The 24,575-nt window shown below is 57.7% G+C and carries 25 protein-coding genes and 1 pseudogene; 16 read left to right on the top strand and 10 right to left on the bottom strand.

Annotated features, from left to right (window positions below; all coding sequences use genetic code 11):
* A partial coding sequence (locus tag RMO15_RS28215) for a PQQ-binding-like beta-propeller repeat protein (RefSeq protein WP_309720845.1) occupies positions 1-1,222 on the top strand: 1,222 nt, incomplete at its 5' end.
* On the opposite strand, the gene RMO15_RS28210 is transcribed toward RMO15_RS28215, so the two are convergent.
* The gene (locus RMO15_RS28210; RefSeq protein WP_309720842.1) at positions 1,219-1,890 is read right to left on the bottom strand and encodes an SOS response-associated peptidase; all 672 of its coding nucleotides are present in this window, start codon (positions 1,888-1,890) and stop codon (positions 1,219-1,221) included. The two genes, RMO15_RS28215 and RMO15_RS28210, sit on opposite strands and share 4 nt — an antisense overlap.
* A 660-nt stretch (positions 1,891-2,550) precedes the next feature.
* Between RMO15_RS28210 and RMO15_RS28205 the strand changes: the two genes are divergently transcribed.
* A complete protein-coding gene (locus RMO15_RS28205; RefSeq protein ID WP_309720839.1) occupies positions 2,551-3,141 on the top strand; it encodes a sigma-70 family RNA polymerase sigma factor in 591 nt (196 codons plus the stop codon).
* Here the strand turns inward: RMO15_RS28205 and RMO15_RS28200 are convergent.
* Positions 3,125-3,379 carry a hypothetical protein gene (locus tag RMO15_RS28200; protein WP_309720836.1) on the bottom strand — a complete coding sequence of 85 codons (255 nt, stop codon included), beginning with the start codon at positions 3,377-3,379 and terminating at the stop codon, positions 3,125-3,127. The genes RMO15_RS28205 and RMO15_RS28200 overlap by 17 nt on opposite strands.
* Before the next feature lie 94 nt (positions 3,380-3,473).
* Between RMO15_RS28200 and RMO15_RS28195 the strand changes: the two genes are divergently transcribed.
* Positions 3,474-4,427 (top strand): lysophospholipid acyltransferase family protein, encoded by a 954-nt coding sequence (locus tag RMO15_RS28195; RefSeq protein ID WP_309720833.1) that lies wholly within the window; start codon positions 3,474-3,476, stop codon positions 4,425-4,427.
* Between the two features lie 4 nt (positions 4,428-4,431).
* Here RMO15_RS28195 and RMO15_RS28190 read toward each other — a convergent pair whose 3' ends face one another.
* Genes RMO15_RS28190 through RMO15_RS28180 form a run of 3 tightly spaced genes read right to left on the bottom strand, consistent with a single transcriptional unit; the run spans position 4,432 to position 6,796 of the window.
* Positions 4,432-5,301 (bottom strand): M15 family metallopeptidase, encoded by an 870-nt coding sequence (locus RMO15_RS28190; protein ID WP_309720830.1) that lies wholly within the window; start codon positions 5,299-5,301, stop codon positions 4,432-4,434.
* Between the two features lie 30 nt (positions 5,302-5,331).
* On the bottom strand, positions 5,332-6,480 hold the full coding sequence (locus RMO15_RS28185) for a hypothetical protein (protein ID WP_309720827.1): 1,149 nt from the start codon (positions 6,478-6,480) through the stop codon (positions 5,332-5,334).
* Positions 6,473-6,796, bottom strand: a complete 324-nt coding sequence (locus RMO15_RS28180; RefSeq protein WP_309720824.1) for a helix-turn-helix transcriptional regulator — start codon at positions 6,794-6,796, stop codon at positions 6,473-6,475. The genes RMO15_RS28185 and RMO15_RS28180 overlap by 8 nt, the downstream gene beginning before the upstream one ends.
* Before the next feature lie 232 nt (positions 6,797-7,028).
* Here RMO15_RS28180 and RMO15_RS28175 point away from each other — a divergent pair, with 232 nt between their 5' ends.
* Complete coding sequence (locus RMO15_RS28175; RefSeq protein ID WP_309720821.1) at positions 7,029-7,955, top strand: fumarate hydratase; 927 nt, start codon at positions 7,029-7,031, stop codon at positions 7,953-7,955.
* Here RMO15_RS28175 and RMO15_RS28170 read toward each other — a convergent pair.
* Genes RMO15_RS28170 through RMO15_RS28155 form a run of 4 tightly spaced genes read right to left on the bottom strand, consistent with a single transcriptional unit; the run spans position 7,941 to position 11,645 of the window.
* Positions 7,941-8,654 (bottom strand): glutaminyl-peptide cyclotransferase, encoded by a 714-nt coding sequence (locus RMO15_RS28170; RefSeq protein ID WP_309720818.1) that lies wholly within the window; start codon positions 8,652-8,654, stop codon positions 7,941-7,943. The genes RMO15_RS28175 and RMO15_RS28170 overlap by 15 nt on opposite strands.
* A gap of 2 nt (positions 8,655-8,656) precedes the next feature.
* The gene (locus RMO15_RS28165; RefSeq protein ID WP_309720815.1) at positions 8,657-9,760 is read right to left on the bottom strand and encodes a DegT/DnrJ/EryC1/StrS family aminotransferase; all 1,104 of its coding nucleotides are present in this window, start codon (positions 9,758-9,760) and stop codon (positions 8,657-8,659) included.
* Entirely contained in the window at positions 9,757-10,851 is a 1,095-nt protein-coding gene (locus RMO15_RS28160; RefSeq protein ID WP_309720812.1) for an NDP-sugar synthase, read from the bottom strand. Before RMO15_RS28160 ends, RMO15_RS28165 begins: the two co-directional genes overlap by 4 nt.
* Positions 10,848-11,645 carry a sugar phosphate nucleotidyltransferase gene (locus RMO15_RS28155; protein ID WP_309720810.1) on the bottom strand — a complete coding sequence of 266 codons (798 nt, stop codon included), beginning with the start codon at positions 11,643-11,645 and terminating at the stop codon, positions 10,848-10,850. Before RMO15_RS28155 ends, RMO15_RS28160 begins: the two co-directional genes overlap by 4 nt.
* A gap of 121 nt (positions 11,646-11,766) precedes the next feature.
* On the opposite strand from RMO15_RS28155, the gene RMO15_RS28150 reads away from it, so the two are divergent.
* Together RMO15_RS28150 and thrS are read left to right on the top strand one after the other, a co-directional pair.
* Positions 11,767-12,003 carry a hypothetical protein gene (locus RMO15_RS28150; protein WP_309720808.1) on the top strand — a complete coding sequence of 79 codons (237 nt, stop codon included), beginning with the start codon at positions 11,767-11,769 and terminating at the stop codon, positions 12,001-12,003.
* A gap of 306 nt (positions 12,004-12,309) precedes the next feature.
* On the top strand, positions 12,310-14,175 hold the full coding sequence (gene thrS, locus RMO15_RS28145) for a threonine--tRNA ligase (protein ID WP_309720805.1): 1,866 nt from the start codon (positions 12,310-12,312) through the stop codon (positions 14,173-14,175).
* A gap of 78 nt (positions 14,176-14,253) precedes the next feature.
* Here thrS and RMO15_RS28140 read toward each other — a convergent pair whose 3' ends face one another.
* Complete coding sequence (locus RMO15_RS28140) at positions 14,254-14,841, bottom strand: hypothetical protein (protein WP_309720803.1); 588 nt, start codon at positions 14,839-14,841, stop codon at positions 14,254-14,256.
* 130 nt (positions 14,842-14,971) lie between these two features.
* Here RMO15_RS28140 and RMO15_RS28135 point away from each other — a divergent pair, with 130 nt between their 5' ends.
* The 10 genes and pseudogenes from RMO15_RS28135 to RMO15_RS28090 all read left to right on the top strand — a co-directional run.
* The gene (locus tag RMO15_RS28135) at positions 14,972-15,211 is read left to right on the top strand and encodes a hypothetical protein (RefSeq protein ID WP_309720800.1); all 240 of its coding nucleotides are present in this window, start codon (positions 14,972-14,974) and stop codon (positions 15,209-15,211) included.
* A 13-nt stretch (positions 15,212-15,224) separates the two neighbouring features.
* On the top strand, positions 15,225-15,662 hold the full coding sequence (locus RMO15_RS28130; protein WP_309720797.1) for a PIN domain-containing protein: 438 nt from the start codon (positions 15,225-15,227) through the stop codon (positions 15,660-15,662).
* A gap of 156 nt (positions 15,663-15,818) precedes the next feature.
* Positions 15,819-16,325 carry an isopentenyl-diphosphate Delta-isomerase gene (gene idi, locus RMO15_RS28125; RefSeq protein WP_309720794.1) on the top strand — a complete coding sequence of 169 codons (507 nt, stop codon included), beginning with the start codon at positions 15,819-15,821 and terminating at the stop codon, positions 16,323-16,325.
* 98 nt (positions 16,326-16,423) lie between these two features.
* On the top strand, positions 16,424-17,152 hold the full coding sequence (locus RMO15_RS28120; protein ID WP_309720791.1) for a prepilin-type N-terminal cleavage/methylation domain-containing protein: 729 nt from the start codon (positions 16,424-16,426) through the stop codon (positions 17,150-17,152).
* A 145-nt stretch (positions 17,153-17,297) separates the two neighbouring features.
* Positions 17,298-18,530 (top strand): PQQ-binding-like beta-propeller repeat protein, encoded by a 1,233-nt coding sequence (locus RMO15_RS28115; RefSeq protein WP_309720789.1) that lies wholly within the window; start codon positions 17,298-17,300, stop codon positions 18,528-18,530.
* A 2-nt stretch (positions 18,531-18,532) separates the two neighbouring features.
* Positions 18,533-19,636 (top strand): PQQ-binding-like beta-propeller repeat protein, encoded by a 1,104-nt coding sequence (locus RMO15_RS28110; RefSeq protein ID WP_309720787.1) that lies wholly within the window; start codon positions 18,533-18,535, stop codon positions 19,634-19,636.
* A 13-nt stretch (positions 19,637-19,649) separates the two neighbouring features.
* On the top strand, positions 19,650-21,944 hold the full coding sequence (locus RMO15_RS28105; RefSeq protein WP_309720784.1) for a PQQ-binding-like beta-propeller repeat protein: 2,295 nt from the start codon (positions 19,650-19,652) through the stop codon (positions 21,942-21,944).
* Positions 21,945-21,949: 5 nt separating this feature from the next.
* Positions 21,950-23,590, top strand: a complete 1,641-nt coding sequence (locus RMO15_RS28100; RefSeq protein ID WP_309720781.1) for a PQQ-binding-like beta-propeller repeat protein — start codon at positions 21,950-21,952, stop codon at positions 23,588-23,590.
* 22 nt (positions 23,591-23,612) lie between these two features.
* Positions 23,613-23,852, top strand: a complete 240-nt coding sequence (locus tag RMO15_RS28095) for a hypothetical protein (protein WP_309720779.1) — start codon at positions 23,613-23,615, stop codon at positions 23,850-23,852.
* A 3-nt stretch (positions 23,853-23,855) separates the two neighbouring features.
* Positions 23,856-24,575, top strand: a pseudogene (locus RMO15_RS28090) (hypothetical protein); the annotation flags it as partial.

Here is a 24,575-nt window from a genome sequence, read left to right as displayed (position 1 = left end):
GTCGCCCACCCAAAATATCGCGTGGAAGACCGAGCTCCCCGGCTACGGTCAGTCGTCGCCGGTAGTCTGGGGAGGCAAGGTCTTTGTCACATCGGTGCAAGGCCCCATGCGTAAGCGCTGCCTGGTGCACGCCTGCGACCTGAAGAGTGGCAAGCTGCTCTGGAGCCGCAATTTCGCCTCCAGCCTGCTCCACGAGATGAGCTACTACGTCAGCCGCGCCGCTCCCACGCCTGTGGTGGACAGCAAGGGAGTCTATGCCTTCTTCGAGAGCGGCGAGCTGGCCGGTCTCGATCACGCAGGCAAGACCCTCTGGAGCCGTGCGCTGGTCAAAGAGTACGGCACACTGACCAATGAGTTTGGCATCGGGCAGTCGCTGGCACAAAACGCCGACACGGTTTTCGTGCTGGTGGACGATCCCGGTGTGGCCTATCTGCTCGCGGTAGACAAAAAGACGGGCAAGAACCGCTGGAAGGTCGCCCGCGAGCCGCGCAAGAGCTGGACCTCGCCGGTGGTGACAAAGCAGGGAGAAAAGGAGATTCTGATTATCAGTGCCAATGGCTTTGTCGAGGGCTTCGATACCAAAGACGGCGCACTGCTCTGGTCGGTGGATCGCATGACGGGCAATATCATGCCATCGGTGTGCGTGGACGGCGACTCAGTCTTTGTGGGCGCAACTCCCGCACAGGCACGGCTTGCCCGGCCCGGTGGCCGAACGGCGGCGGAGTCGAACTGCTGCCTGAGGCTCACCACCAAAGACGGCAAGCCCAGCGCCGAGGTCGTGTGGGAGGGCAAGAAAGCAACCTGCGACTTTGCCAGCCCACTTGCTTACCGAGGTCTGGTCTACTATGTCACCGCCGCCGGAGTTGTCTACTGCGTAGACGCCAAGACGGGCAAGGAGCTCTACTCGGAGCGCATTGATAGCCCCTGCTGGGCCTCGCCGCTGGCCGTGGGAGAGCATGTTTATTTCTTCGGCAAGAACGGGATCACGACAATTATCAAAGCGGGGCCGGTCTTTGAGAAAGTCGCGAGTAACCCGCTCTGGGACACGCAGAGCCCTCCCAAGACCAAAGAAGCGTTCGCGACAACGCCCAATAATCCCGCCAATGCGGGAGCGGCACGCGCCACTAGCCCCGACTCGCTTGAGCCGATTCTCTATGGTTACGCAGCACTTGAAGGCCAGCTCGTGATTCGCCTCGGCTCCCACTTATTCTGCGTGCGCTAAGCAATCGGTACCAGGAGCTCAGCATCGTCATTGATGGGCGAGCCGACGCGCTTGCTGACAAAGACCGCTTCCATCCGGTCGGAGGGAAAAGGGGAGAACAGCGGCGGGAGGTCGAGGGGCTTGTAGCGCCCGACCTCCAGCCACATCGCCTCATCATCGGGGCTCTGCAGAATCACCGGCATGCGCTCATGGATGGGAGCGACGAGCTCGTTTGCTTGTGTAGTCAGCACGGTGCACGTCCTCAGGGACGAGCCATCGGGAGCGTGCCACTCTTCGTAGAGACCGGCGAAGGCAAAAAGCTCGCCACTGTGGACGCGAAAGTGTGTGGGCTGCTTTGTCTTGCGATCCCACTCATAAAAACCATCCGCAGGAATCAAACAACGCCGACGCGTGAGCGCGTGCTTGAAGCTCGGCTTCTCGCGCACCGTCTCGCTACGGGCATTGATGAGCTTGCTGGCAATGGCCGTGTCCTTGGCCCAGAACGGCACCAGCCCCCAGTGAAGTGGCTCTAAAAGGCGCTCCGCACTTGGCCCATGTGCCGTGATCGCCGCCACGGCTTGGGTAGGGGCGATATTGTAGCGGGCGAGCGGCTCAAACAAACTCCCCTGAACCTCAAAGCGTGCTATCACCTCTTCTGGGTCATGGTGCATCGTAAATCGTCCACACATAAGTTTGTTATACCCCAACTTTACCCTCCTTCGTAGAGGGAGGGTGGCGAGGAACGAGCCGGGTGGGTTCGAAAAAAAAATAAATAAAAAATATTTTTCTTTTACTCTTTAGCAAAAGCGAGTATCGGGCTATAATGCTCACGATGGGCTCGTGCGTGAACGACGGCACTTTTAAAGACGACTCATCAGAATGTCAGGAGGAACGAACAAAATGGTAAGCAATAATTGGCTCTTAAATAACGGTATGCCGATGGATGCCCGCCAGGCGTTTCTCTGTGGCGAAACCCCCATACTCCATCCACTCTCCGCAGCGCGAGATCGAGACTTGATTAACGGTAAACAAAGTACCGGAAGTCGCCCAGAAGTCTCAGGGTTTACAGCCCCGGTCTCCGGGTATCTACCCCTAACGCGCCTGTAGAGCGAAGCGCAGGAGGGGAGACGCTGCAGAGCAAGCAGCCGTGGCCCCAACCCATCCCGCCTTTTCGCTCATTCGTCATCTATTCGCAGCGATAGCCCCGACTTTTGTGTCGGTCTGCCTTTAAGCTTTTGCTTGGCAGAGTGGCTGGCTTCTGAATGTCTCAGGAGACCTTCCATCGGTTTTTTATGCTGCCCGCTCCTGCTAGAGCTGTGTCTCTATGCAGGTCCGACGGAGAGAATCCCGTGAACACTGCAATTTTAGACAAAGGAATACTGCATCAGGACGCGCTGAACCTTCAGCGTGCCAAGCAGGGCGACACTCGGGCGCAAGAGCGCCTTCGGAAATCACTTACTCCCCGCTTAGAGTCTCTGGCGGGCTACTACGCCTCCCGAACGGGGATGGATGCCAACGATCTGCTTCAGGAAGCGTGGGTCGCGGTCTACGAGGTTCTTCCTACAGTTGATATGACCATCGGAACCCCGACTCAGTACTTACTCAAGCATGCTAGGTGGCAGATCCTGGATCATATCCGCTGGAACAAGAAGCGCTCCCACGATGCGCTGGAGGATCTGACGGTCGAGACCGAGGAGATCACCCAGAGCAGCTTCACGGCGCGGGGCAACCTGCCTGGCGCGGAGGAAGTGGAGACCCGGCTGATGCTGGAGATCTTAGAGAACCGGCTCAATATTCGGCAGAAGGCAATTCTGCGTGGGCTCCTGGAAGGCCACACCTGGCGGCAGATCGGCGACTCGCTGGGCTGCACGTCGGCCAACGTCGCCTACCATGTCCGGGGAATCCGGCAGGCATACGCCGATGTTACCCAGAGCGCTTAGCGGTGCTCTGGGGCGCAGGGCGCGTGCGACGAGTAAAAGGAGACGAAGAAGGCGAGGGGCTGTTCAGCTCCTCGTCTTCTTTGCTTTCTAAGTTTTCTTGCTCACGAGGAACAGCACGCTGGGTCATCCAGGCATTGGGAACCGTGACACCGTGAAGCTCCGGGATTGCGGCTTCGATGAGACCTCGAAACGTGACATAGCAGTGAGAGCAGCCAAGAAGGCCCTCTTCACAGAGCACCTCGAACGTCAGTCCGCACCGGCGGCACGTCGTTCCCTGCCAGATATCTTTGCGGATTGCGATGCCCGAATTGTACCACGGTATTATAAAGGGTATGTCTCGACCGACCCTTGTTTTTCAGCGCTTTCTCGCCGTTTCTCTGGAGCGCTTTGGCAGCCGCGTGGCCCGGATGCCGCGTGAGAAAGCTCTGAAATTTGGCGAGAAACTAGGTCGGCTGGGGTTTGTGCTGGTCAAGCGCTCCCGCGTGACCGCACTGCGCAACCTACGCCTCGTCTACGGTGATTCTCTGACTGAGGCGCAACGACGCGCACTCACGCTAAAAGTCTTCGAGCACTTTGGGCGTGTGACCCTGGATTTCTACCGCTCGGCGATGCGGGGCGACGATACAATCCTGGAGTTTGTCACAGAGGTTGAGGGCTGGGAACATACCCAGAAGGCGCTCGAAGCAGGCAAAGGGATCGTCGGCCTCAGTAGCCACCTGGGCAATATCGAGATATTTATCCGCTATGCCGCCAAGTGTGGCATCCCCCTCACGGTGGTTGCTCGCGATCCCAACGACCCGGTCTTTGGAGCGATGGTCAAGAAAATCCGTGAGAGTGGCGGCTATGAGGTTGTCAGCAAGGGCGGCGCGTCGGTGCGAAAGCTCTTTGTGGCGCTAAAAAAAGGCGAGGCGATCGCCATCCTCCCCGACCAGAACAGCGGGGATATCTTTGTGCCGTTTTTGGGGATTCCCGCAGGCACCGTCACCGGCCCCGCGGCCCTCGCTCTCAAAACGGGAGCCCCTATCGTGACCTCCTACTGCGTGATGAAGCCGGACTCTACCTATAAAATCGTCATTCAAGAGCCCTTCTGGCCACAAGAGGGCGATGATGAAACGAGCCTGATGACACGGGTCAACCTCCAGCTAGAGCAAGGTATCCGCGCCTACCCCGAGCAGTACTTGTGGCTTCACAACCGCTGGAAGGCAGCCTTCGAGGAAAAAAACGCGTCGCGCTGGCCGGAGGGCTATGATCTCCCTGCGCTCAAAGCAAAGTGGCAGAGCGGCTAGCGACCTAGCTGTCTGGGTGGATGGTGAGCTTGCGTGGACGTGCGACCCCGTCAAACGAGAAGTTCCAGCCCAGCACGGCGTTGATATCGGCAAACCGCGCCACGGTGCGCTCCGCGATAATCTGCGTGGGAATTGGCGTGCTCTGACCGCTTAAGAGTAGCGAGAACTTGCCGTTTCTCTCTACCAGCGTGCCGCCAAAGAAGTCCGCCCAGTCGCGAATCGCCACCCAGACCCGGCTCTCCACAAACCAGGCATCCAGGCTGATCTTCTTGGCGGCTTCGTCCTCACCGCGCTCCAGAAAGATAGCGACGGTGTCTGGCACAAGCACGGGACTAGGAACAGGTGTCGGAGTGGGAGCCGGGATGGGAGTGGGCGTTGGCTCAGGTGCGACGACAAAAGCGGGAATCAGCGCATCCAGTGCACTCCAGCCCTCGGTGCGCACCAGCTCACGGAGCACCGAGATACGCTTGCCGGTCTTGATCTGGTAGTGCGGTGTGTCGGGAAAGTCCTTCCAGCGTCCGCCCCACTCCAGCCCGAGCGCCTCACCCAGCGGCCCCACTTTTTTGTAGTGTGACGACTCCTCCAGATAGTCTCCATCTTTGAAGAGACCGATGTCTACTGCGATCTGATAGTTATGGTTGCTCTGCCCACCACGTGCATTGGTCACTTTCGGCCCCGGCTTGGTGCGGCCTTTGGCATAGAGCGCATCCTGCTCCGCCCATGTCCGGTTGGCGCTGATGATCTTAGCCTCTAGTCCCTTGTCTAGCGCGTAGGCCTTCAGAGCACGCAGCAATGCGCGAAAATGCGGCTGGGCCTTGGGGCGTAGCGTGGCGAGATTGGTCTCGGAGCGCGTATCAAACTCTGGTGTCGGCATAACACCCTCCTCGTAAAAAGAGTATACCCACTACACCCCCAGACCAATCTGCCGACTCTGTCGCCGTCGCCGCTGTGATTTTAGCAGCGCCATCCCCAGAGTGCCGCCTAACAAATCTAAGAAGAGAATTCCTCCCACATAGGCCGCAGTGATCGTACCCAGTGAGCGCATCGATGCCCACTCAAAACGCATGACGGGCGCTGTAATCAGCTCATGGTAGCGACGAAGTGCGATTTGATCATGTTCTTGCCACATAAGATGATCTTTCAGAACCTCGCTCGCTCGTCCCCACTCCTTTCGTGCTGCCTCCGGGGTACTGACGGTCAACGGGGCGCTCAAACCGGCGATCATGTGACGGTACTGGTGGAAGAAGTCGTGAGGCTGATCGCTTTTTGCAAAGGGCCGGAAGGCACTAAATCCAGAGCGTGGAACGATAAAACGGCCCTGGTATTTCAGCTCCGCAGGCACCGGAATCTGGTTTTGGGAGACATAAAATTCAGATCCCCGTTTTTGAATTAATACAGTGTACTTGGCGTAGTGGCGAATCCCTTTTCTTAAGAGTGCGACCTCTTCGCTACGGAGGTTCGAGGCGGCGGTGATGTCGGCGTGGAGAGTGGGAGCATCGAAGCGGGAGTGGAAGATTCGATTTGGTAGGGCTCCGGTGAACTTCCAGCCACCCCAGAGTGCGCAGGCGATGATGGCGGCAAGGCCCCCAAAAGTGAAACGCCGGGCCTGTGGGCGGCAGGCGGCCAGCGCCAGGAAGAATGTCAAGCACAGAGGCAGGAGCACGGGAATCCAAAAACCGATAGTTTCCGCCCAACCTGCGGGGAACTTGCTTCCAAACGAGAGGCCGATCATTCCCCACGTCAGGCCAAGGACGGCGAGAGTGATGTTGGCATTTTGGAGCGCTTTGGTGCCGCTGTGGCGGAGAAAAACTGGAGCCCAGGCGCGACTAATGCCACGGGAGAGCTTACTGACCGGCACAAAGTGGGCGATTGCTTGTCGCTCATAAACATCGGCCTGATAGCGCAGCTCGGCGGCGCTGTCCTCTAAATGGGCCTGCGTCTCCGCGACGACTTCCTCAATTTTCTCGGGCGGAATCGTCCCTGCAAGGTGCTGGCGCAGCGCGTCACTGTACTCTTCAATCGTCTCGGGATGTGGGGAGAGTCGGCTACGCATTTTGCACCTCCGGTTTTGCCAAGAGCGAGGCCACGGAGCGGGCGAATGCCTCCCAGTCGGCGCGTTTTTCTTCGAGTTTTTTATTGCCGTTTTCGGTGAGCCGGTAGACCTTGCGGGCGGGTTTGCCTTCTTGAGGGACCCACTCCGCCTCGATCATTGCCTCCGTTTCCAGCCGGTGCAAGATCGGGTAGAGCTGGCCGTCTTGGATCTTCATGCCCTCCAGCCCGTTTACCCGACGTGTGATCTCGTAGCCGTGCTGTGGGCCACTGGAAAGGGTTGCCAGGATCAGGGTTTCTATATCGCCGCGAAATGCCATTTGATTTATCTCCGAAATAATTATGTCTCAAAATATGAGGTATTGTCAAGCACCACCCGTTAGAGGGGCGGTGCTGGAGAGCGCTTCGCGCTGCGAAGGGCGTGCCGCCCATACCGAGTTCAAAATTCTTATGGCCGGAACGGCCTTTGTAGCTTTAGCTCTCCAGTCCCCTCGTTCTGATCGAGGGGACTCCCGGCCCGCCACGACAACTGGGAGAGGTATAATTTGTTTTATGAGCACCACTTTGCAAGCCAGCCTGCTGGATCTGATCCGCCGTACGTCCTCCGACCTGCCCGCCGATATTCGTGAGGCGATGGAGAGGGGGCGTGCTGTGGAGATGAAGGACAGCCGTGCCCTGATGGCCCTCGACACCATTGACTGCAATATCGCCACCGCTGCCGCCGAGTCTGCCCCGATCTGCCAGGACACGGGGATGATCAAGTTCTATGTCCACTACCCCATCGGCTACGACACGCTGACTTTCGAGGACACTGCCCGCGCCGCCGTGGCGGAGGCGACGGCTATTGGCTATCTTCGTCAGAACTCTGTGGACTCGATCACGGGCAAGAACACGGGAAATAATCTGGGGCCGGGGACGCCGCAGTTCCACTTTCAGGCGTGGCGCAACCCCACCGTAGATGTTCGGCTGATGCTCAAGGGCGGCGGCTGTGAGAATGTTGGGGCGCAGTATAGCCTCCCAACGGAGCTCAAAGAGATCGGCAAGAAAGCGGGCCGTGATATCGAGGGCGTGAAGCTCGTGGTGCTGGATGCTGTCTGGAAGGCGCAGGGCAAGGGCTGTGCGCCGGGCTACATCGGGGTGTGTATTGGCAGCGATAGGGCGCACGGTCTCGAAATGGCGAAAGAGCAGCTCCTGCGCACCATCGGCGACTCCAACCCCGATGAGTCGTTAAACGCGCTGGAGACCGAGATCACGCGCATCTGCAATGGCCTTGGGATCGGCCCCATGGGCTTTGGCGGCAATACGAGCCTGCTGGGCTGCAAGGTCACCAGCCAGAATCGTCTCCCCGCCAGCTTCTTTGTGAGTGTTAGCTACGCCTGCTGGGCACACCGACGGCGTGGGATTACCCTAAACCCCACCACCGATGAGATCACCGGCTGGCTCTACGAAGAGGCGACTCAGGAACTAGCGCTTCACTAGCTTGATCTCAAAGATCTTGTTCCAGAGCTTGCCCGTAACAAAAAGCCGGTCGTTCTTGGCATCGTAGACGATTCCATTGAGAACATCGAGGGGATCGGGGTAGATGCCGGTCATGTCGATAATCCCCAGGACATTGCCCGTGCTAGGGTCAATCCGGATGATGCGATTGTCCTGCCAGAGATTGGCATAGATCTCGCCCTTGACCCACTCCAACTCGTTGATCTGGGTGACGGGCTGTCCCATGCTGGTGACTTTGAGCTTCTTTTTGACCGTGCCAGGGTTTTTCGGGTCGAGAAAGCGGAGCGTGTCGGTGCCATCGCTCATGATCAGATGGGTATCGTTGTGGGTGAGTGCCCAGCCCTCGCCGTAGTAGCGGAAGGTACCGATCTCTTTGAGGGTATCTTTATCACGGATAAAGCCCTTGCCGTTTTTCCAGGTGAGCTGGTAGAGCTTCTCTCCAAAAATCGTCATGCCCTCGCCAAAGTAGCGGGCATCGATGCTCACTTTTCTCTGGTACTTGGGGTTCTCCAGTGTCCGAATCCCGACCCAGGACTTGCCCTCTAGGCCTGTGCTTTCGTAGAGCAGACCATTGTGCAGCTCCAGACCCTCGGTGAAGGCATCTGGGTCGTGCGGGTAGGTCTTGATGACTTTATAGCCATACAGAGTCGGCTGCTGGGGTCGGGCAAACTGGCGGGGCATCGTTATCCTCCAAAGAAAGCACAGATGCTCTCTGCTACATAGACGCGCTGCTCGGCAGAAAGTTCTGGATAGATGGGAAGCGAGAGCACTTCGTCACAGGCGCGCTCAGACTCGGGGTGATCGCCGGGTTTTCCCTTAAAGCGCTCCTGGTAGATCGGGGAGAGATGGAGCGCGACAGGATAGAAAATACCCGTTGCGATCCCGCGCTCGGCGAGAAAGGTTTTCAGTGCGGCGCGCCTCCCGTTGGAAACCCGAACCGTGTACTGATGAAAGGTGTGAAGATTATCGGGATGGGTCCTGGGCAGGATCAGGCCGTCGCAGCCCGCTAGTGCGGTGTCGTAGTAAGTCGCGTTGGCGCGGCGGGCCTCGTTCCAGTCGGCGAGGTGCGGCAGTTTGACATTGAGAATCGCTGCTTGCAGAGCATCGAGACGCGAGCAAACCCCAACGAGGTGGTAGTCGTAGTTGCCGCCGGAACCATGGAAGCGTAGCAGGCGCAGCTTCGCCGCCAGGGAGTCATCGTTGGTGAGGATCATCCCGCCATCGCCTGCGGCGCCAAGGTTCTTGGTGGGGTAGAACGAGAGGGTCGTCAGGTCGGTCCACTGTGCGACTTCTTTGCCCTTCTGCGCCGCACCGATTGCCTGAGCACCATCGCCGATCAGAGGAATGCCAAAAGCGCGAAGTCCGGACATGTCCGCAAGCTGCCCAAAAAGATGTACCGGGACGATGGCTTTCGTGCGGGGCGTGATTTTCTTCGCCACATCGGCGGGATCGAGGGTGAAGTGCACCGGGTCAATGTCGGCAAAGACCGGCGTCGCCCCGAGGAGAACCACGGTCTCGACAGTGGCGACGAACGTAAAGGGCGGCGTGATAACCTCATCGCCGGGCCCCACGCCTAGCGCCATGAGCGAGAGCAAGAGGGCATCGGTGCCATTGCCTACACCGATCCCGTGTTTGGCTCCACAGATGGCCGCGATCTGCGTCTCACAAGCGGCAACGGTTGGCCCAAGAATGAATCCACCCGTCGCCATCACCGAGGAGATGGCCACATCAAGTTCGCTCTTAAGAGCTTTGTACTGGGCCGGAAGATCGGCCATTGGAACGGTCATTCGATCCGCGTCCCCTTACGAAGGACAGTTCCCGCTGCCAAAACCGAGGGTACCGTGACGACCGTCTCAGCTTCCACATGACAGCCGTCGTCTAGGATTACCCCGGTGAGCTGTGCGCCCTGCCCGATAATCACACCCTCTTGTAGAATGCAGTCCGTCAGTGTCGCATTGGCCTTGATACAGCAGCCCGGCCCAATCACGGTCTTTCCCGTCAGCGAGACGCCAGGACCGATCTTGCTCCCCGCTCCCAGATGAACCGTGGGGGCGATATGAGCCGTGGGATCTACCTGGACATTGTCCATCGCCCAGTAGCCCAGCGCGGTCCACTCACCAGGAACCTCAACCGTGATATCACGCGCTAAGATGGCCTGTGTTGCCTGCCGGTACTGCTCTGGTCGTCCGATATCCAGCCAGAATCCCTGGCGTGCGATGGCATAGATAGGCTTACCTGCAGCCAGAAACTGGGGGTAGGTCTCACGCTCAATGGAGACAGGACGGCCTGTCGGGATCGCATCCAGCGCTTCGGGCTCCATGATATAGATTCCCGCATTGATGTAGTCCACACCCGTTGACTCGATCGTGGGGTTGGCCGCCAGCGCCTTCTTTTGCGCCTCGCTCGGCTCACGGAACTCCTGCACACGCCCCTCATCGTCGGTGTCAATCACGCCATAGGGAGACGGTGAAGGAACTTCTTTGAGTGTGAGCGTGACCAGAGCGCCTTTACTCTGATGAAACTCTATGATGGAGGAGATATCAAAGTCGGTGAGAATATCACCATTGAGCACCACCAGAGTCTCACGGCCCGCGACGGTCTGTGCGTTTTTAATCGCTCCCGCCGTGCCAAGGGGAGTCTCTTCATTGACAAAGTGCATCTTCACACCAAAGCGCGAGCCATCGCCAAAGTGCGTGGCGATCTGCTCGGACATGTAGTTGGTGCAGAAGATAATCTCGTCAATGCCATGGCGCTTGAGCAGTGCCACTTGGTACTCCAGAAAAGGCCGATTGACCACGGGGATCAGTGGCTTGGGGCGGGTGTAGGTCAGAGGACGAAGGCGGGTGCCTGCCCCCCCTGCGATAATAATACCCTTCATAGTTGCAGCGTCTCTTTCATATAAGTGCGCAACGCTGCGCCGTACTCGGGATCGTTTATAGCAAATGCGACGAAAGCCTTGAAGTAGGTCTCAAAGCCTCCGATATCGTGGCGTGTTTCTCCTGGCAACAGGGGCACGGCGCTCCCTGGAACTCCTGTCTGTAGCAACATTTTGATGGCATCCGTGAGCTGGATCTCGCCATTGGTTGCAGGTGGCGTTTTTTCCAGTGTTTCAAAGAGAGTGTTGGGCAAAGCATAGCGTGCCGTGACAGCAAACTCGCTGGGAGCCTCGTCGGGTGCGGGTTTTTCCACAATGTCTTGGATGGCAAAAGTAGCCCCCTCGGTTCCTGATTTTGGTGCTACCACGCCGTATTTCGAGAGTCGCTCACGGGGGACGCGCTGCACGGCAATTGTTAGCGGCGAGTCGGCGGCGAGCACGCGCCGGGTGATTCCGCCCAGCTCGGGCTCCTCAAAAACCGCATCGCCAAGAGCAATCAGCAAGCGTGAGGCTCCCTGGGCTAGCTCTCGTGCTCGCAGAATGGCCTCGCCCAAGCCGCGCATCTCGGGCTGAACGGCGTAGCCAAAGTCGGTACCAAAGTGATTCTTGAGGAAGGCTTCTTTTTGCGGAGAGACCACAAAGACAATGCGCTCGGCACCAGCGGCGCGAAGCTCGGCGACGATCCTCTCAAGTGCCAAAGCGCGTCCCACAGGAAGCATTTCCTTGGGAATAGCATCGCTAAGTGGCCTCAGGCGAGTGCCGAGACCAGCGGCGGGGACGATGGCAACCACAGACATAGTAACAATAAGAACGCCGCACCAAAGCGCGGCGCGGCGTAAAACCTTCAGAAGAGGATACCTCAACTTATGCGCCCTGTCAAAATACGGTTGTCGGATATGCTTTGTGGGGAGAACAATCATGCGAGGAACGAAACTCACCGTGTCCGTGAAGGCGGTGGCATTTGCCATCAAGGGAGATTTACCCGAGGACATCAAGCTAGAGCGGCTACGGCTTTTTCTGCAACAAGAGGCAACGCGTAAGGGGATTCGCCTTGATACCGATGAGCCTGTCCTTCAGGGAGTTGTGGAAGGCAAAGACGAACTCTACTTCTACAACGGGCCAAAGGGCCGACCGCTCTCACTCCCCGAGCTTTAATTCGTGAGACAAAACCGAGACACTGATAGGCGTTTAATTGAAGGTTTTCTAGAATAAACAAGCAAGAATCAAGTGATTTAAGAGAGATTTATCACTATGAATATGCTTTCTGGCTCTTTTTATTGTCCTAGATATTTTGGCAATAAGCGAGGTTTTCGCCGTATACTATACTCATAGTCACGTGGGAAACTACGAAAACTAAGACGATCTGCTCCTTAATTGAGAGTGAGATCGTTTTTTGTTTTTTGTCCCACAACCAACGTGGTACCATAACCACATCCTTTTGTATGGGAGTGTAACCACACTATGTCCTCTGTATCCCCCGCTGATGAGCTCTCCGCTCCAGCTGACTTTCTTTCCCGAATGCGCCACACGACCTCGCATGTACTTGCTCAAGCCATGCGCGAGCTGATCCCTGATGCCAAGATGGGCATTGGCCCGGTTATCGAAAACGGCTTCTACTACGACTTTGACCTGCCCCGCCCGCTGACCGAGAGCGATCTGGCGACACTAGAGGCGCGGATGAAGGCGATTGTCAAAGAGAACCTGCCGATGCAGAAGTTTGTGGAGCCGCGTGATATCGCTCGCAAGCGCTGTGAGGAGTCCGGCCAGCTCTACAAAGTGCACCTGATCGACGACCTGCCCGACGAGGCGGAGATTAGTTTCTACCAGCAGGGCGACTTTATTGACCTGTGCAAAGGCCCCCATATCGAGTCTACGGGGCGCATCGGCGCGTTTAAGCTGATGAGTATCGCCGGGGCGTACTGGCGCGGCAAGTCCGAGAACGAGCAGCTCACTCGGGTGTATGGCATCGCCTTCCAGAAGCAGAGCCATCTGGATGAGTACTTGAACAAGCTTGATGAAGCCCGAAAGCGCGACCACCGCGTGATTGGTAAGGCGCTCAAGCTCTTCCATATCGACGACCAAGTGGGCCAGGGCATGGTGCTCTGGACTCCCGCCGGGGCCGCCGTGCGCCAGGAGCTACAGACCTTCATCGGCCATGAACTGCGCAAGCAGGGTTATCATCAGGTCTTCACGCCGCATATCGGCAAGCTGGAGCTCTATAAAACATCGGGGCACTTCCCGTACTACGCCGAGTCGCAGTACCCGCCGGTGATCGACCGCGAGTTTCTCAAGAAGCTCAGCGACGAGGGCTGCACCTGCGGCGAGCTGGCCAATAAGCTGGAGGCGGGTGATATCGAGGGCTATCTGCTCAAGCCGATGAACTGCCCGCACCACATTAAGATCTACGCGTCGGAGCGCCGCTCGTACCGTGATCTGCCGCTACGCCTCGCGGAGTTTGGGACGGTCTACCGCTGGGAGCAGTCCGGCGAGCTCAATGGCATGACTCGTGTGCGCTCGTTCACCCAGGACGATGCCCATCTTTTCGTGACCGAGGATCAGGTTCCTGCCGAAGTGCAGGGCTGCCTCTCACTCGTGCGGACGATCTTCGACACGCTCGGGATGAAAGACTTCCGCGTGCGTGTCGGGCTGCGCGACCCGGACAGCGCCAAGTACGTCGGCGACCCGGCCAACTGGGACAAGGCGGAGAAAGCCTGCCGCGATGCCGCCGCGTCTCTTGGGGTTCCGTTTAGCGAGGAGCCCGGCGAGGCCGCGTTCTACGGCCCCAAGATCGACTTCGTGGTCAAAGACGTCATTGGCCGCGAGTGGCAGCTCGGCACGGTGCAGGTGGACTACAACCTCCCGATCCGCTTTGGGCTGGAGTACATCGGCTCGGACAGCCAGCCGCACCAGCCTGTGATGATCCACCGGGCCCCGTTCGGCTCGATGGAGCGCTTCGTCGGCGTCCTGATCGAGCACTTCGCGGGCGCGTTTCCCACCTGGCTCTCGCCGGAGCAAGTGCGCTTCCTGCCGATCGCCGACCGTCACATCCCGTACTGCGAGGAGATCAAGACCCGGCTCGTCGAGGCAGGTGTCCGCGCCACGGTGGACACACGCTCGGAGAAGACCGGCAAGAAGGTCGCCGAGTCGCAAGTGGAGAAAGTCTCCTACATGATCATCGTGGGCGACCGTGACATCGAAGCCGGGAATGTCGCTGTCCGCCACCGTGACAAGGGCGACCTAGGCCCCCGCTCGGTCGAACAGTTCGTCACCGACCTGCTAGCGGAAATTGGGGAACGGCGCCTGTCCCCGGTGACGCCGGACGCGTAACGTTTCAGACGGGCGGCTAAAGCGGCCCGCTGATGTGGCAAGGACCATAAATGGCCCTACGGAGATTTTTCCGTGGGGCTATTTTGTGAAATGGGTGCGGATCCAAGCGAGAAAATTTCTCATACCAAACTCAGTCCGAATGCCGATTTCTCTGGGATGAGGAAATCCGTTATTCAAGCAGGCACGCAAAAATTTGTCAGACCATTCCCCAAAAACAAGGCTACCAACGAAACGAGAGACACCATTGGGGCGTTTTGTTTTTATTGTAAAGCTCTCCCAACAAACCGTTGCCTCCAGGGTCACAGCGTCGGAATTATAGAATCTTACTCCATAACGGGGCATGTGTGGACATTGAATGGAAGAATCTGTGACGGTACAGTTTTCCCAGAGTGAAACAATTTTTAGTGCCTTCAAGCCGGTTAAATGTGTCGTCTTCAAGATTTTGTACTCTTCCATAAATCGGTAGCTTTTCTCCGACTCACAGGTTCCTCCGAGAAGGAGGATATCAACAGCCACAATATTAGGTAGCGACTTAGGCTTAGAGCCTGTCTCGGTCACGACAGCATCTTCATGACAGGCAATGTGAAATTTACCCGTGAGAAAACGACTATTGCGTGGCAGGCTACGCTCTAAATTATCTCGGATGCGAAACTCAAGCTCATCCACAAAATATGGTTTCACGATCACCTATTCTACACCACGGCAAACTCAGAGGCGGCGCAGCGCTTGAGGGAGCGAAAGCCTAGGATGTTTGTGCCTTTTGGGTACGGTAGAATTGTAGCGGAGGAACCTTAGGATGCCAACCCGACTACGCCAGCGTGTGATCTCGCGCCGCGTGACCGTCACCGATGCACGGGGACGGCTGCGCACGATGCGTGTGGTACTGCCTATTCCGGTTCCCAAAGTTCCAGTACATCATGGGAAACACACCGAGACCGGAGTTCCCTACGGCACAGGAGCCGACATCCCCGAGGAAACCTGGCAGGAGTTCGTCCAAGCACTTGCCGATGCAAGAGCCGCCGACAACGAAGCATAGATAGCCTGCCGCCATGTTTTTGCTCGATACCAATATTGCGTCGTTGCTATTTCGTAGCGAGTTCCCGCCTGCGGTGCTCCTAGAGCAAATGAATGCTGTGGGGCGTGAGAATATCTACCTCTGCTCTATCACCCACGAAGAGTTTGTCCAGGGCGCTCTTTCTGTCATTCGTCAAGCAGAAACCAAGCACAAGAGCACGGTCTCAGGCTATTTATTGCTCACCCGGCAAGTTAAATTTCTAGCGGGCTTCCCTCTCCTGGAGTTTGATACTGCTTCTGAAACTCTCTTCCAAAGTTTCCCTGCGGAGCTACGACGTGCTGGAAACCGGGATTGTAAGATTGCGGCCTGTGGGCTTCAGTATGGAGCAACGGTAATTACCCAAAACCTGCGGCACTTCCAGCAAGTTCCTCACCTCTCTAGCTTGGATTGGACTCAGCCGCTTGGTACTTAACCCATAAGTACACCCCAAATGGTGGTATTACGCGACTGCGAACTCAGAGGCGGCGCGGCGCTCGGGGGAGCGGAAGCCGAGCGATGTCAACACTGGTACATACTTTGTGGCTGGGCTGGGAACTGAGTCGTCGATTATTTGTTAGCCACTTTTAGAATGCAAGAAAATATCATCCTGGTAGATGAGTCCGACAATGTGGTTGGGGAGTGTGAGAAGCTGGCGGCGCATCTTGGGGAAGGGCGGCTCCACCGTGCTTTTTCTGTCTTTATCTTCAACGATGTGGGCGAGCTGATGCTCCAGCGGCGGGCGCTGGAGAAGTACCACTTTGGGGGGCTTTGGACCAACACCTGCTGTAGCCACCCACATCCCGGTGAGACAACGCTGGCGGCGGCAACACGAAGACTCACCGAGGAGCTTGGCTTTACAACCGCGCTGGTGGAGCAGGGGAGCTTTCTCTACCGCGCCACCGACCCGCTCTCTGGCCTCACGGAGCATGAGTTCGATCATGTCTTTGTGGGGCGTTTCGTAAATGTGCCAACCCCCAATCCCGCTGAGGTAATGGACTGGCGCTGGCAGGCGATCTCTGAGATTGAGACGGAACTTTCGGCGCATCCTGAGCGCTTTACTCCGTGGTTCCCTCTCGCTCTTGCCTACGTCCGCTAGCGACGATGAACTATTGACGAAAACTACTCGTCTGGCTAGTAGGTATTTTTGTGTCGTTTGGTGAATCTTCTTAACTGATAAGAAAGGCTATTTTGTTTATGCACTCTTCCACCCCCCTAGCCCCCGTCCGACGGGGAAATGCTGGTTTTACGCTCATTGAGCTTCTCGTCGTGATCGCCATTATCGCGATTCTTGCAGCCATTCTCTTTCCTGTTTTTGCCCAGGCTCGTGAGAAAGCCCGTCAGACAAGCTGCCTCTCGAACCTGAAGCAGTATGCTCTGGCGAATCTCATGTACGTCCAAGACTACGACGAGGCCTTCCCCATGTCGGCCTACATGAATATGACCAGCGGCCCCTGTGTGGCGACTTTCTACTGGGCCGTGGCTCCGTATGTCAAGAACAACCAGATCACCCAGTGTCCCAGCGAAAAAGATGCGATGAACGTCCAGCTTCTCACCGGCGCTCCGTGTCCCAACACCCCGCCTGTCAATAGCTACGTCGTCAACCCTGCGCTCTATGCCAACGGCTTCTTCCCGGGTGTCTCGACACTCTCTCTGGCTGCCGTAAACCGTCCCGCTGAGACCGTGATGCACTACGATGGCAATACCAGCGTCACGCAGCAGCAGATTGTACAGGCGCGTCACCAGAACATGTTCGATGCCAGTTTTGTCGATGGCCATGCCAAGGCAATTCAGGCCACTCTCCTCACCACCACGACGCAGCAGTTCACTGTGGCAGGCCCCGGCAAGACGCTGAAGACCTATCGTGTTGGTACGGGGGGCGGAGTCTACGCAGGTCAGCTAGACTGCAACGGAATTCCCCAGTAGCCCTCCTCCCCCGGCCCCTCCTCCCAATCCTGGGAGGAAGGGGAAAGGAGGGGAGCAAAAAATATTTGTAGGGGGCTTTAGCCCTCTTGTCGCAACAGCGGGCCGCTTTAGCCGCCCAAAACCAAAATCGAAAACGGAGCAAAAAATGAAAACAGCGCGTATCGTTTGCAGTGCCATAGCAATAGGTGTCGTGTCCGCCGCCGTTGCCGCCGACTGGCCGCAGTTTCGTGGTCCCGAGCGCAATGGCCTCTCCAAAGAGACCGGTCTGCTGAAGGCGTGGCCTACGGAAGGTCCAAAGCTCGCATGGAAAGCCACGGGCCTTGGGGAGAGCCACACCACGATCTCGGTGGCCAAGGGCAAGATTTTTGGTATGGGACTTGTCGGCGAGGATGAGAAAATCTGGGTGCTCGACGAGAAAACTGGCAAGTCGCTCTGGAGTGTTAAGATCGCCAATAAGGTCGAGCTTCAGGCACGTCAGGGCGGCAACGGCTCCCGTGCGACTCCTACTGTCGAGGGTGATTTTCTCTACACCGTCGGGGTTGCGGGCGATGTGCTGTGCATGAAAGTCAGCGACGGCTCGATTGTCTGGCGCAAGCACCTGGTCAATGACTTCGGTGGGCGGGTTCCTGTCTGGGGTTACAGCGAGAGTCCTCTAATTGATGCGGATAAATTGGTCGTCACGCCAGGTGGTCAGAACGCAATGGTTGCCCTGAATAAAAAAACGGGTGCGACGATCTGGAAATCGCCGCTACGCAATGGGGCTTCGTACTCGTCGGCACAGACAGCCATGGTCAATGGCCAGAAGCAGTACATTCAGTTCCTCGCCGAAGGGGTTTTTGGGCTCTCTGCTGACGACGGAAAACCGATCTGGAACTACACCACTCCGGGCGGTGGCCAGTGGCGGGATATTAACTGCTCGATGCCACTCTACAAAGATGGGATGGTTTTTGCCGCAACCGCTTACCAGAAAGGCGGTGGCCTGGTTAAGCCGGGCGAAGGCGCGGCACCGGAGCAGTATTTTCTCCGTGAGATGCAGAACCACCACGGTGGTATGGTGCTCGTCGGGGATCATATCTATGGAACGGGTAACAATAGCTTGATGTGTGTTGAGTTCAAGACCGGTAAGATCGTCTGGGAGAGCCGCGCACCGGGCAAGGGCTCGATTACCTACGCCGATGGCCTACTCTACGTCCGCAACGAGCGCGGCCCGGTCACTCTCGTTGAGGCCAATCCGAAAGAGTATGTTCAGAAGGGGCAGTTTGAGCAGCCGGATCGCACCCGTGAGCCCGCGTGGGCCTATCCCGTGGTAGCGAACGGTAAGCTCTATATCCATGACATGGACACCCTCTTCTGTTACGATATCAAGGGTGGTAACTAACGATGGCAGACTGGCCCCAGTGGCGTGGCGCACTACGCAATGGCGTGACGAGCGAGACCGTGGGTTGGCGCGGGGGTAAACCACGCCAGCTCTGGCAGGCGACGATTGGGCAGGGGTTCTCGTCGGTGGCGGTCAAGAGCGGCAAGCTCTACACCACGGGCAATGTGAACAACACCGACTGGGTGCACTGCTTAGACGCGGCGACGGGCAAGATTGCCTGGCAGTACAAGTATGCCTGTGGCGCAGGCGACTATCCGGGCACACGCGCCACGCCGACGGTGCACAATGGCAATGTCTACACGCTGAGCCGTGAAGGACTCGCGCTCTGTCTGAATGCCACGACGGGCCGTGTCGTCTGGCAGCAGAAGCTCAACTGTGCCCAGCCGCAGTGGGGCATCTGTGGCTCTCCGCTCATCGCGGGCGACCGGGTGATCTACAACATCGGGCGCAATGGCATGGCACTGGAAAAAACAAGCGGTCGCATCCTCTGGCAGAGTGGCGGCGACGCTCCCGGCTACGCGGCTCCCGTGCCCTTTAGTGCGGGTGGTCAAGACGGCATTGCGATCTTCGCCGCCAAGGGCTTGGTTGCTGTCAATGCGGCGACGGGCAAGCCGCTCTGGCAGTTTCCCTGGGAGACCAGCTACGATGTGAATGCTGCTGATCCGATTTTCTCCGGTGATAAAGTCTTTATCTCGTCGAACTACGGCAAGGGCGGGGCGCTGCTCGCTCTTGGTGGGGGCCAGCCAAAGATAGTCTGGCAGACACGGGCGATGAAGAACCACTTCAATACGTGCGTTCTGCACAATGGCTTTCTCTACGGCAACGATGAGAACACGCTACGCTGCCTAGAGTGGGCCACGGGCCGTGAGCGCTGGGCACTAAAAGGCATTGATAAAGGCGGGCTGATCTTAGCGGGCAACCAGCTGGTGGTGATGGGCGGGCGCGGCGAGCTGATCCTACTGGCTGCTGATCCCAATAAGCTCACCGAGCAAGCGCGGGCCACCGTACTCAATGGCACGTGCTGGACACATCCTGTGCTCGCCAATGGCGTACTCTATGTCCGTAACCAGGAAGGGACATTGATCGCTTTAAACATGCGAGGGTAGTTTCAAAAAACCTATGAAAACGAGAACAATGGCGCTTGCGGTGGGGCTAACCGCACTTATGGGAAGTGGTGTCGCACTGGCCGATGTGCAGGGCTGGCTGAACTGGCGTGGACCGCTGGGAACGGGTATCTCTGCGGCGAAGAACCTGCCAACCACCCTAACTGCGCCGCTCTGGAGCGTGAAGCTTGCAGGCGGCGGGACGCCCGTGATCGCCAATGGCAAGGTCTACGCGCTGGGCTACGATGGCGTTGGGGCGGACTTGCAAGAGGTGCTGCTTTGCGCCGATGCAGAGACGGGCAAGAAGCTCTGGGAGAAGCGCTTCTCGGACTACCTCTCGGACATTACCTACGATAGATATGCCATTGGAAGCCCGACGGTAGACCCCGAGACGGGCAATGTCTATATCCTGACATCCGCGGGAGTCTTTGCCTGCTTCACGGCAGACGGCAAGCCGGTTTTCTCCAACGCGATGATGGAGACGCTGGGGCGTCTGACGTTCACCAATGGCCGCACGGGTTCTCCGACGATTTTGGATGATCTTGTGATCGTCCGGGGCATCACCAGCAACTGGGGCGGCGACGGTGCGGCGATGGACCGGCTCTACGCTTTTGATAAAAAATCAGGCCAGCTGGTCTGGTCGTGTAGCCCTGGGCTGGCTCCCAAGGACAACACGTTTGGGCGGCCTATTTTCTCGTGGCGCAACGGCAAGCAGGTATTCTATAGCGGCGCGGGCGATGGCAGCATGATCGCAGTCAATGCACGCACCGGGGAGCCGATCTGGCGCTACCCTATCTCCGCCGGTGGCATGAACGCAACAGTCGTGATGTACAAGAACAGCAAGGGCGAGGAAACCGCCATCTGTGTACACGCCGACGAGAACATTGACGCCAGCAACGCAGGGCGCATGACGGCAGTGAAAGTCCTGTCGGAGCCCAAGCCCGCCGAGCCGCTGACACCCGGAGCAGCCCCCGGACCGCCAATTCTGGACAAGTCTTCCGAGGCGTGGCGCAACGATGACCTCTCTGCCGTCTCCAGCACGCCGGTTCTGGTGGGTAAGAGTCTGTACTTAACGGATAAGACGGGCTTCTTAGACTGCATAGACGCCGAGACGGGCAAGATCCTCTGGAAGCAGAAGCTCGCCCCTGATCAGCTCCATGCCTCCCCGCTCTATGCCGATGGCAAGCTCTACGTGCCGTTTCAAAATGGCCTGTTCTATATCCTCAAGCCGGGTGCGACGGGAGCGCAAGTACTCGCTAAGACCCAGCTTGCGGGTCGCTGCATTGGGGCTCCCTCGGTTTATAATGGGAAGGTCTATGTCTTCTCCACCGAGCGGCTCTACTGCTATGGCAAGCCTGGCGGTAAGCCTATGGCGATGGTGCAGAGCGTGGGCGAGCCTAAAAAGCAGCCGGGTGCAACCGTGGCACTACAGATCGTGCCCTCCGAGGTGGTTCTGCGACCCGGTGAGCGCGTTAAGCTCAGCATTCGCGGCATTGACGCCAATGGCTTTGTGACCGAGACGTTTGACGCGAGCAAGGCGACGTTTGAGCAGTATGTCCCGCCCACGGCGAAAGTCCGGGCGCTACTTGATGCCAAGTTCGAGAACGGCCAGATTGTCGGCGGCGCAAAGACCTCGGCGGGAGCCTACCAAGCAACGCTCAATGGCTTCAAGGGAGTCATGCGCGGACGCGTACTGACCGCCCTGCCCTACACCGAGGACTTCGAGAGTTTCTCGCCTACCGAGCAAGACACGCTCCTGCCAGAGGCCAAGTTCGCCTATCCGCCGCTGCCCTGGATCGGGGCTCGCTTCAAGTTCGACGTGCGCGAGCTCGACGGCAACAAAGTCTTTGCAAAAACTCTGGATAATATCTTCTTCCAGCGTGCCACGGTTTTCTTTGGCCACCCCGACGAGAAAAACTACACGCTAGAGGCCGACGTGATGGTAGACGGCAACCGACGCACGAAGTCAACCGTCGGGCTTGTCAACCAGCGCTACTATATTATTCTCAACGGCAACGCCGATGAGCTGGAAATCAACTCGAATCAAGAGCGCATTAAAGCAACCGTTCCGTTTAAGATTCAATCGAAAACTTGGTATCGAATGAAGACCCGCGTGGATGTCATGCCCAATGGCTCAGGGATCGTGCGGGCCAAGGTCTGGAAGAAAGACGAGGCCGAGCCCACCGCCTGGACGATAGAAGTTCCACATAAAAGTGCACATACCATCGGTGCTCCGGGACTCTTCGGGTTCGCGCCGCAGTCGCTCTATAAAGTCTATATAGATAATATCTCTGTCACTCCTAATAAGTAAACATCATGAAACGAAACGCACTTTTAGCAACATCACTGGTCGCACTCAGTGCCGGTGCCCTCATCACCCGCGCGGCGGACTGGCCCTACTGGGGCGGTGGCCCCTCGCGTAACATGGTCTCAACGGAGACCAATACTCCCGTTGCTTGGGACGCCGGGCGCTACAAAGGCAGCACGGAAGAGATTGATCTGGCGACCACCAAGAATGTCAAGTGGGTGGCCAAGCTCGGCTCTCAGTCCTACGGCAACCCGACCATCGCGGGTGGCAAGATCTTCGTGGGCACCAACAACGAGAGCCCGCGCGACGAGAAACTCAAGGGCGATAGAGCCGTGCTCCTCTGCCTCGACGAAAAAAACGGCGAGATGGTCTGGCAGCTTGCGATCCCCAAGCTTGGCACCGGAAAAGTGAGCGACTGGGAGTTTCTCGGGCTGTGCTCATCGCCTGCTGTGGACGGTGACAAAGTCTACGTGGTTACCAACCGCTGCGAGGTAATCTGCCTGGATGTGAATGGGCAGGCCAACGGTAACCAGGGCGAGCAAGACGAGGCCAAGTATCTCACCGATAAAGGCAAGCCGCTCCACACGCTCGGAGCCAAAGATGCCGATGTGCTCTGGCGCTACGACATGCGCGAGGAGCTCGGGGTCTTCCCGCACAACATCACCAACTGTGGCCCTCTGATCGTCGGCAACACCATCGCGGTCACCACCAGCAATGGCGTGGACTGGACGCACACCAATATCCCCAACCCCAAGGCCCCTGCGCTCTGCGTTTTAGACAAGAACACGGGTAAGTACTTAGGGGAAGAAGGCAACGGTGTCTCGGCAAAGACCATGCACTCCAACTGGTCGTCTCCGGCGGGAGGCCAGGTCAATGGCAAGGACACGATTATCTTCGGCGGTGGCGATGGGATCTGCTACGCCTTCGATCCCGCTAGTGCCGTCGGCGGCGAGCAGAGCGTCCTCAAGACCCTCTGGAAGCTAGACTGCAACCCGCCGGAGTACCGTATGAAGAACGGCAAGCCGCTGAAATACGCCACGTTCGATGGGCCGAGCGAGGTGATCGCCACCCCTGTTCTCTATAAAAACCGCGTCTATGTCCCCATCGGCCAAGACCCGGAGCACGGCGAGGGAATCGGGCAGATGCTCTGTATTGATGCTGTCACGGGTAAGACGATCTGGGCCAATAAGAGCATCCATAGATCTCTCTCGACACCCTCGATCATCAATGGCATGGTCTTTGTTGCGGACTACTCAGGCTTTGTCCACTGCTTCGACTCGGAGACCGGCAAGCTCTACTGGAGCTTCGACTCCAAGAGCCATATCTGGGGCTCGACACTGGTGGCCGACGGAAAAGTCTATACGGGCACCGAAGATGGGGACATCATTGTTCTTGCTGCGGCAAAAGTGATGAAAGAAGTGGGCCGCGTGGACATGCGCGCTCCCATCTATGCCTCGCCCGTGATTGCCAATGGGACTCTCTACGTGGGAACGCCGACCCATCTCTACGCGATTGCCACGGGAGCCAAGGCCGCACAAGCCGCCCCAAAACCCAATCCTACCGCTCTTGCCCGCATGGAAGCTCGCGCCAAGCAGCTCCGCGCGGAGCATGAGAAGCTAGCGAGCTGTGAAGCGCACGGAACCCTTTAAGCAGAAACAATAAGGAAAAACAATGAAGTATGCGCTCGTCTTGCTGGTAGCCACGGTCTACGTGCTCCACCAGGACTTCTGGAACTGGAACGATAGGAGCCTCGTGATGGGGGTTCTGCCGGTGGGACTGGCCTATCATGCCTTCTACGCCTGCCTCGCTGCTACCATGATGTTCATTCTGGTCAAGCTCGCCTGGCCCGCGAAGCTCGAAGCGGAGATCGAGGCGCTTGGTGACAATGTCGCCGTGATAGAGGAGCACTAGACTATGGGACCACTGATCGTTATTCTGATCTACATGGCCGTCGTGACCTACATCGGTAGCGTCGCCGTGCGCCAGAGCAAGAAGAACAGCACGGAGGACTTCTTTCTGGCGGGCCGCTCGATAGGCCCGATGGTCTTCTTCCTCTCGCTCTTTGCCACCAACATGACGGCGTTTGCCATCTTAGGCAGTTCGGGCGCGGCCTACAAGCAAGGCGTCGGTATCTTCGGCATGATGGCAAGCTCGTCGGGGTTCATGATCCCACTGACGATTTTCCTCATCGGCACACGGCTCTGGGCACTAGGCAAGCGCTTCGGGCATATGACCCAAGTCGCGTTTTTTAGAGACCGCTGGGAGTGCTCAGGGATCGGTACCTTTATCTTTCTGCTTTCTGCCGCAATGATCGTCCCCTATATGATTATCTCAATCATCGGTGGTGGGACAGTGCTGCAAGAAATCTCCGGTGGGCTGGTTCCCTACTGGCTGGGCTGCTTGCTCGTGACGCTCGTGGTCACCCTGACGGTCTTCTTAGGGGGTATGCGTGGTACGGTCTGGGTCAATGTCTTCCAGACCATTCTCTTCATGCTCTTTGGGACGGTTGCTTTGCTGGCGATCAGTAGCAACCTACCGGAGGGGGGCTTCGGTGCAGTCTTAGCCAAGATGCAAGGGGGGAAGAGCGCCTTTCTCCTGAGCCGTGAGCGGATGCCCGCGGAGGTTTTCTGGAGC

Source organism: Armatimonas sp., from assembly GCF_031410135.1.
Lineage (GTDB): Bacteria > Armatimonadota > Armatimonadia > Armatimonadales > Armatimonadaceae > Armatimonas.
This window is presented reverse-complemented; position numbering and strand designations above follow the sequence as displayed.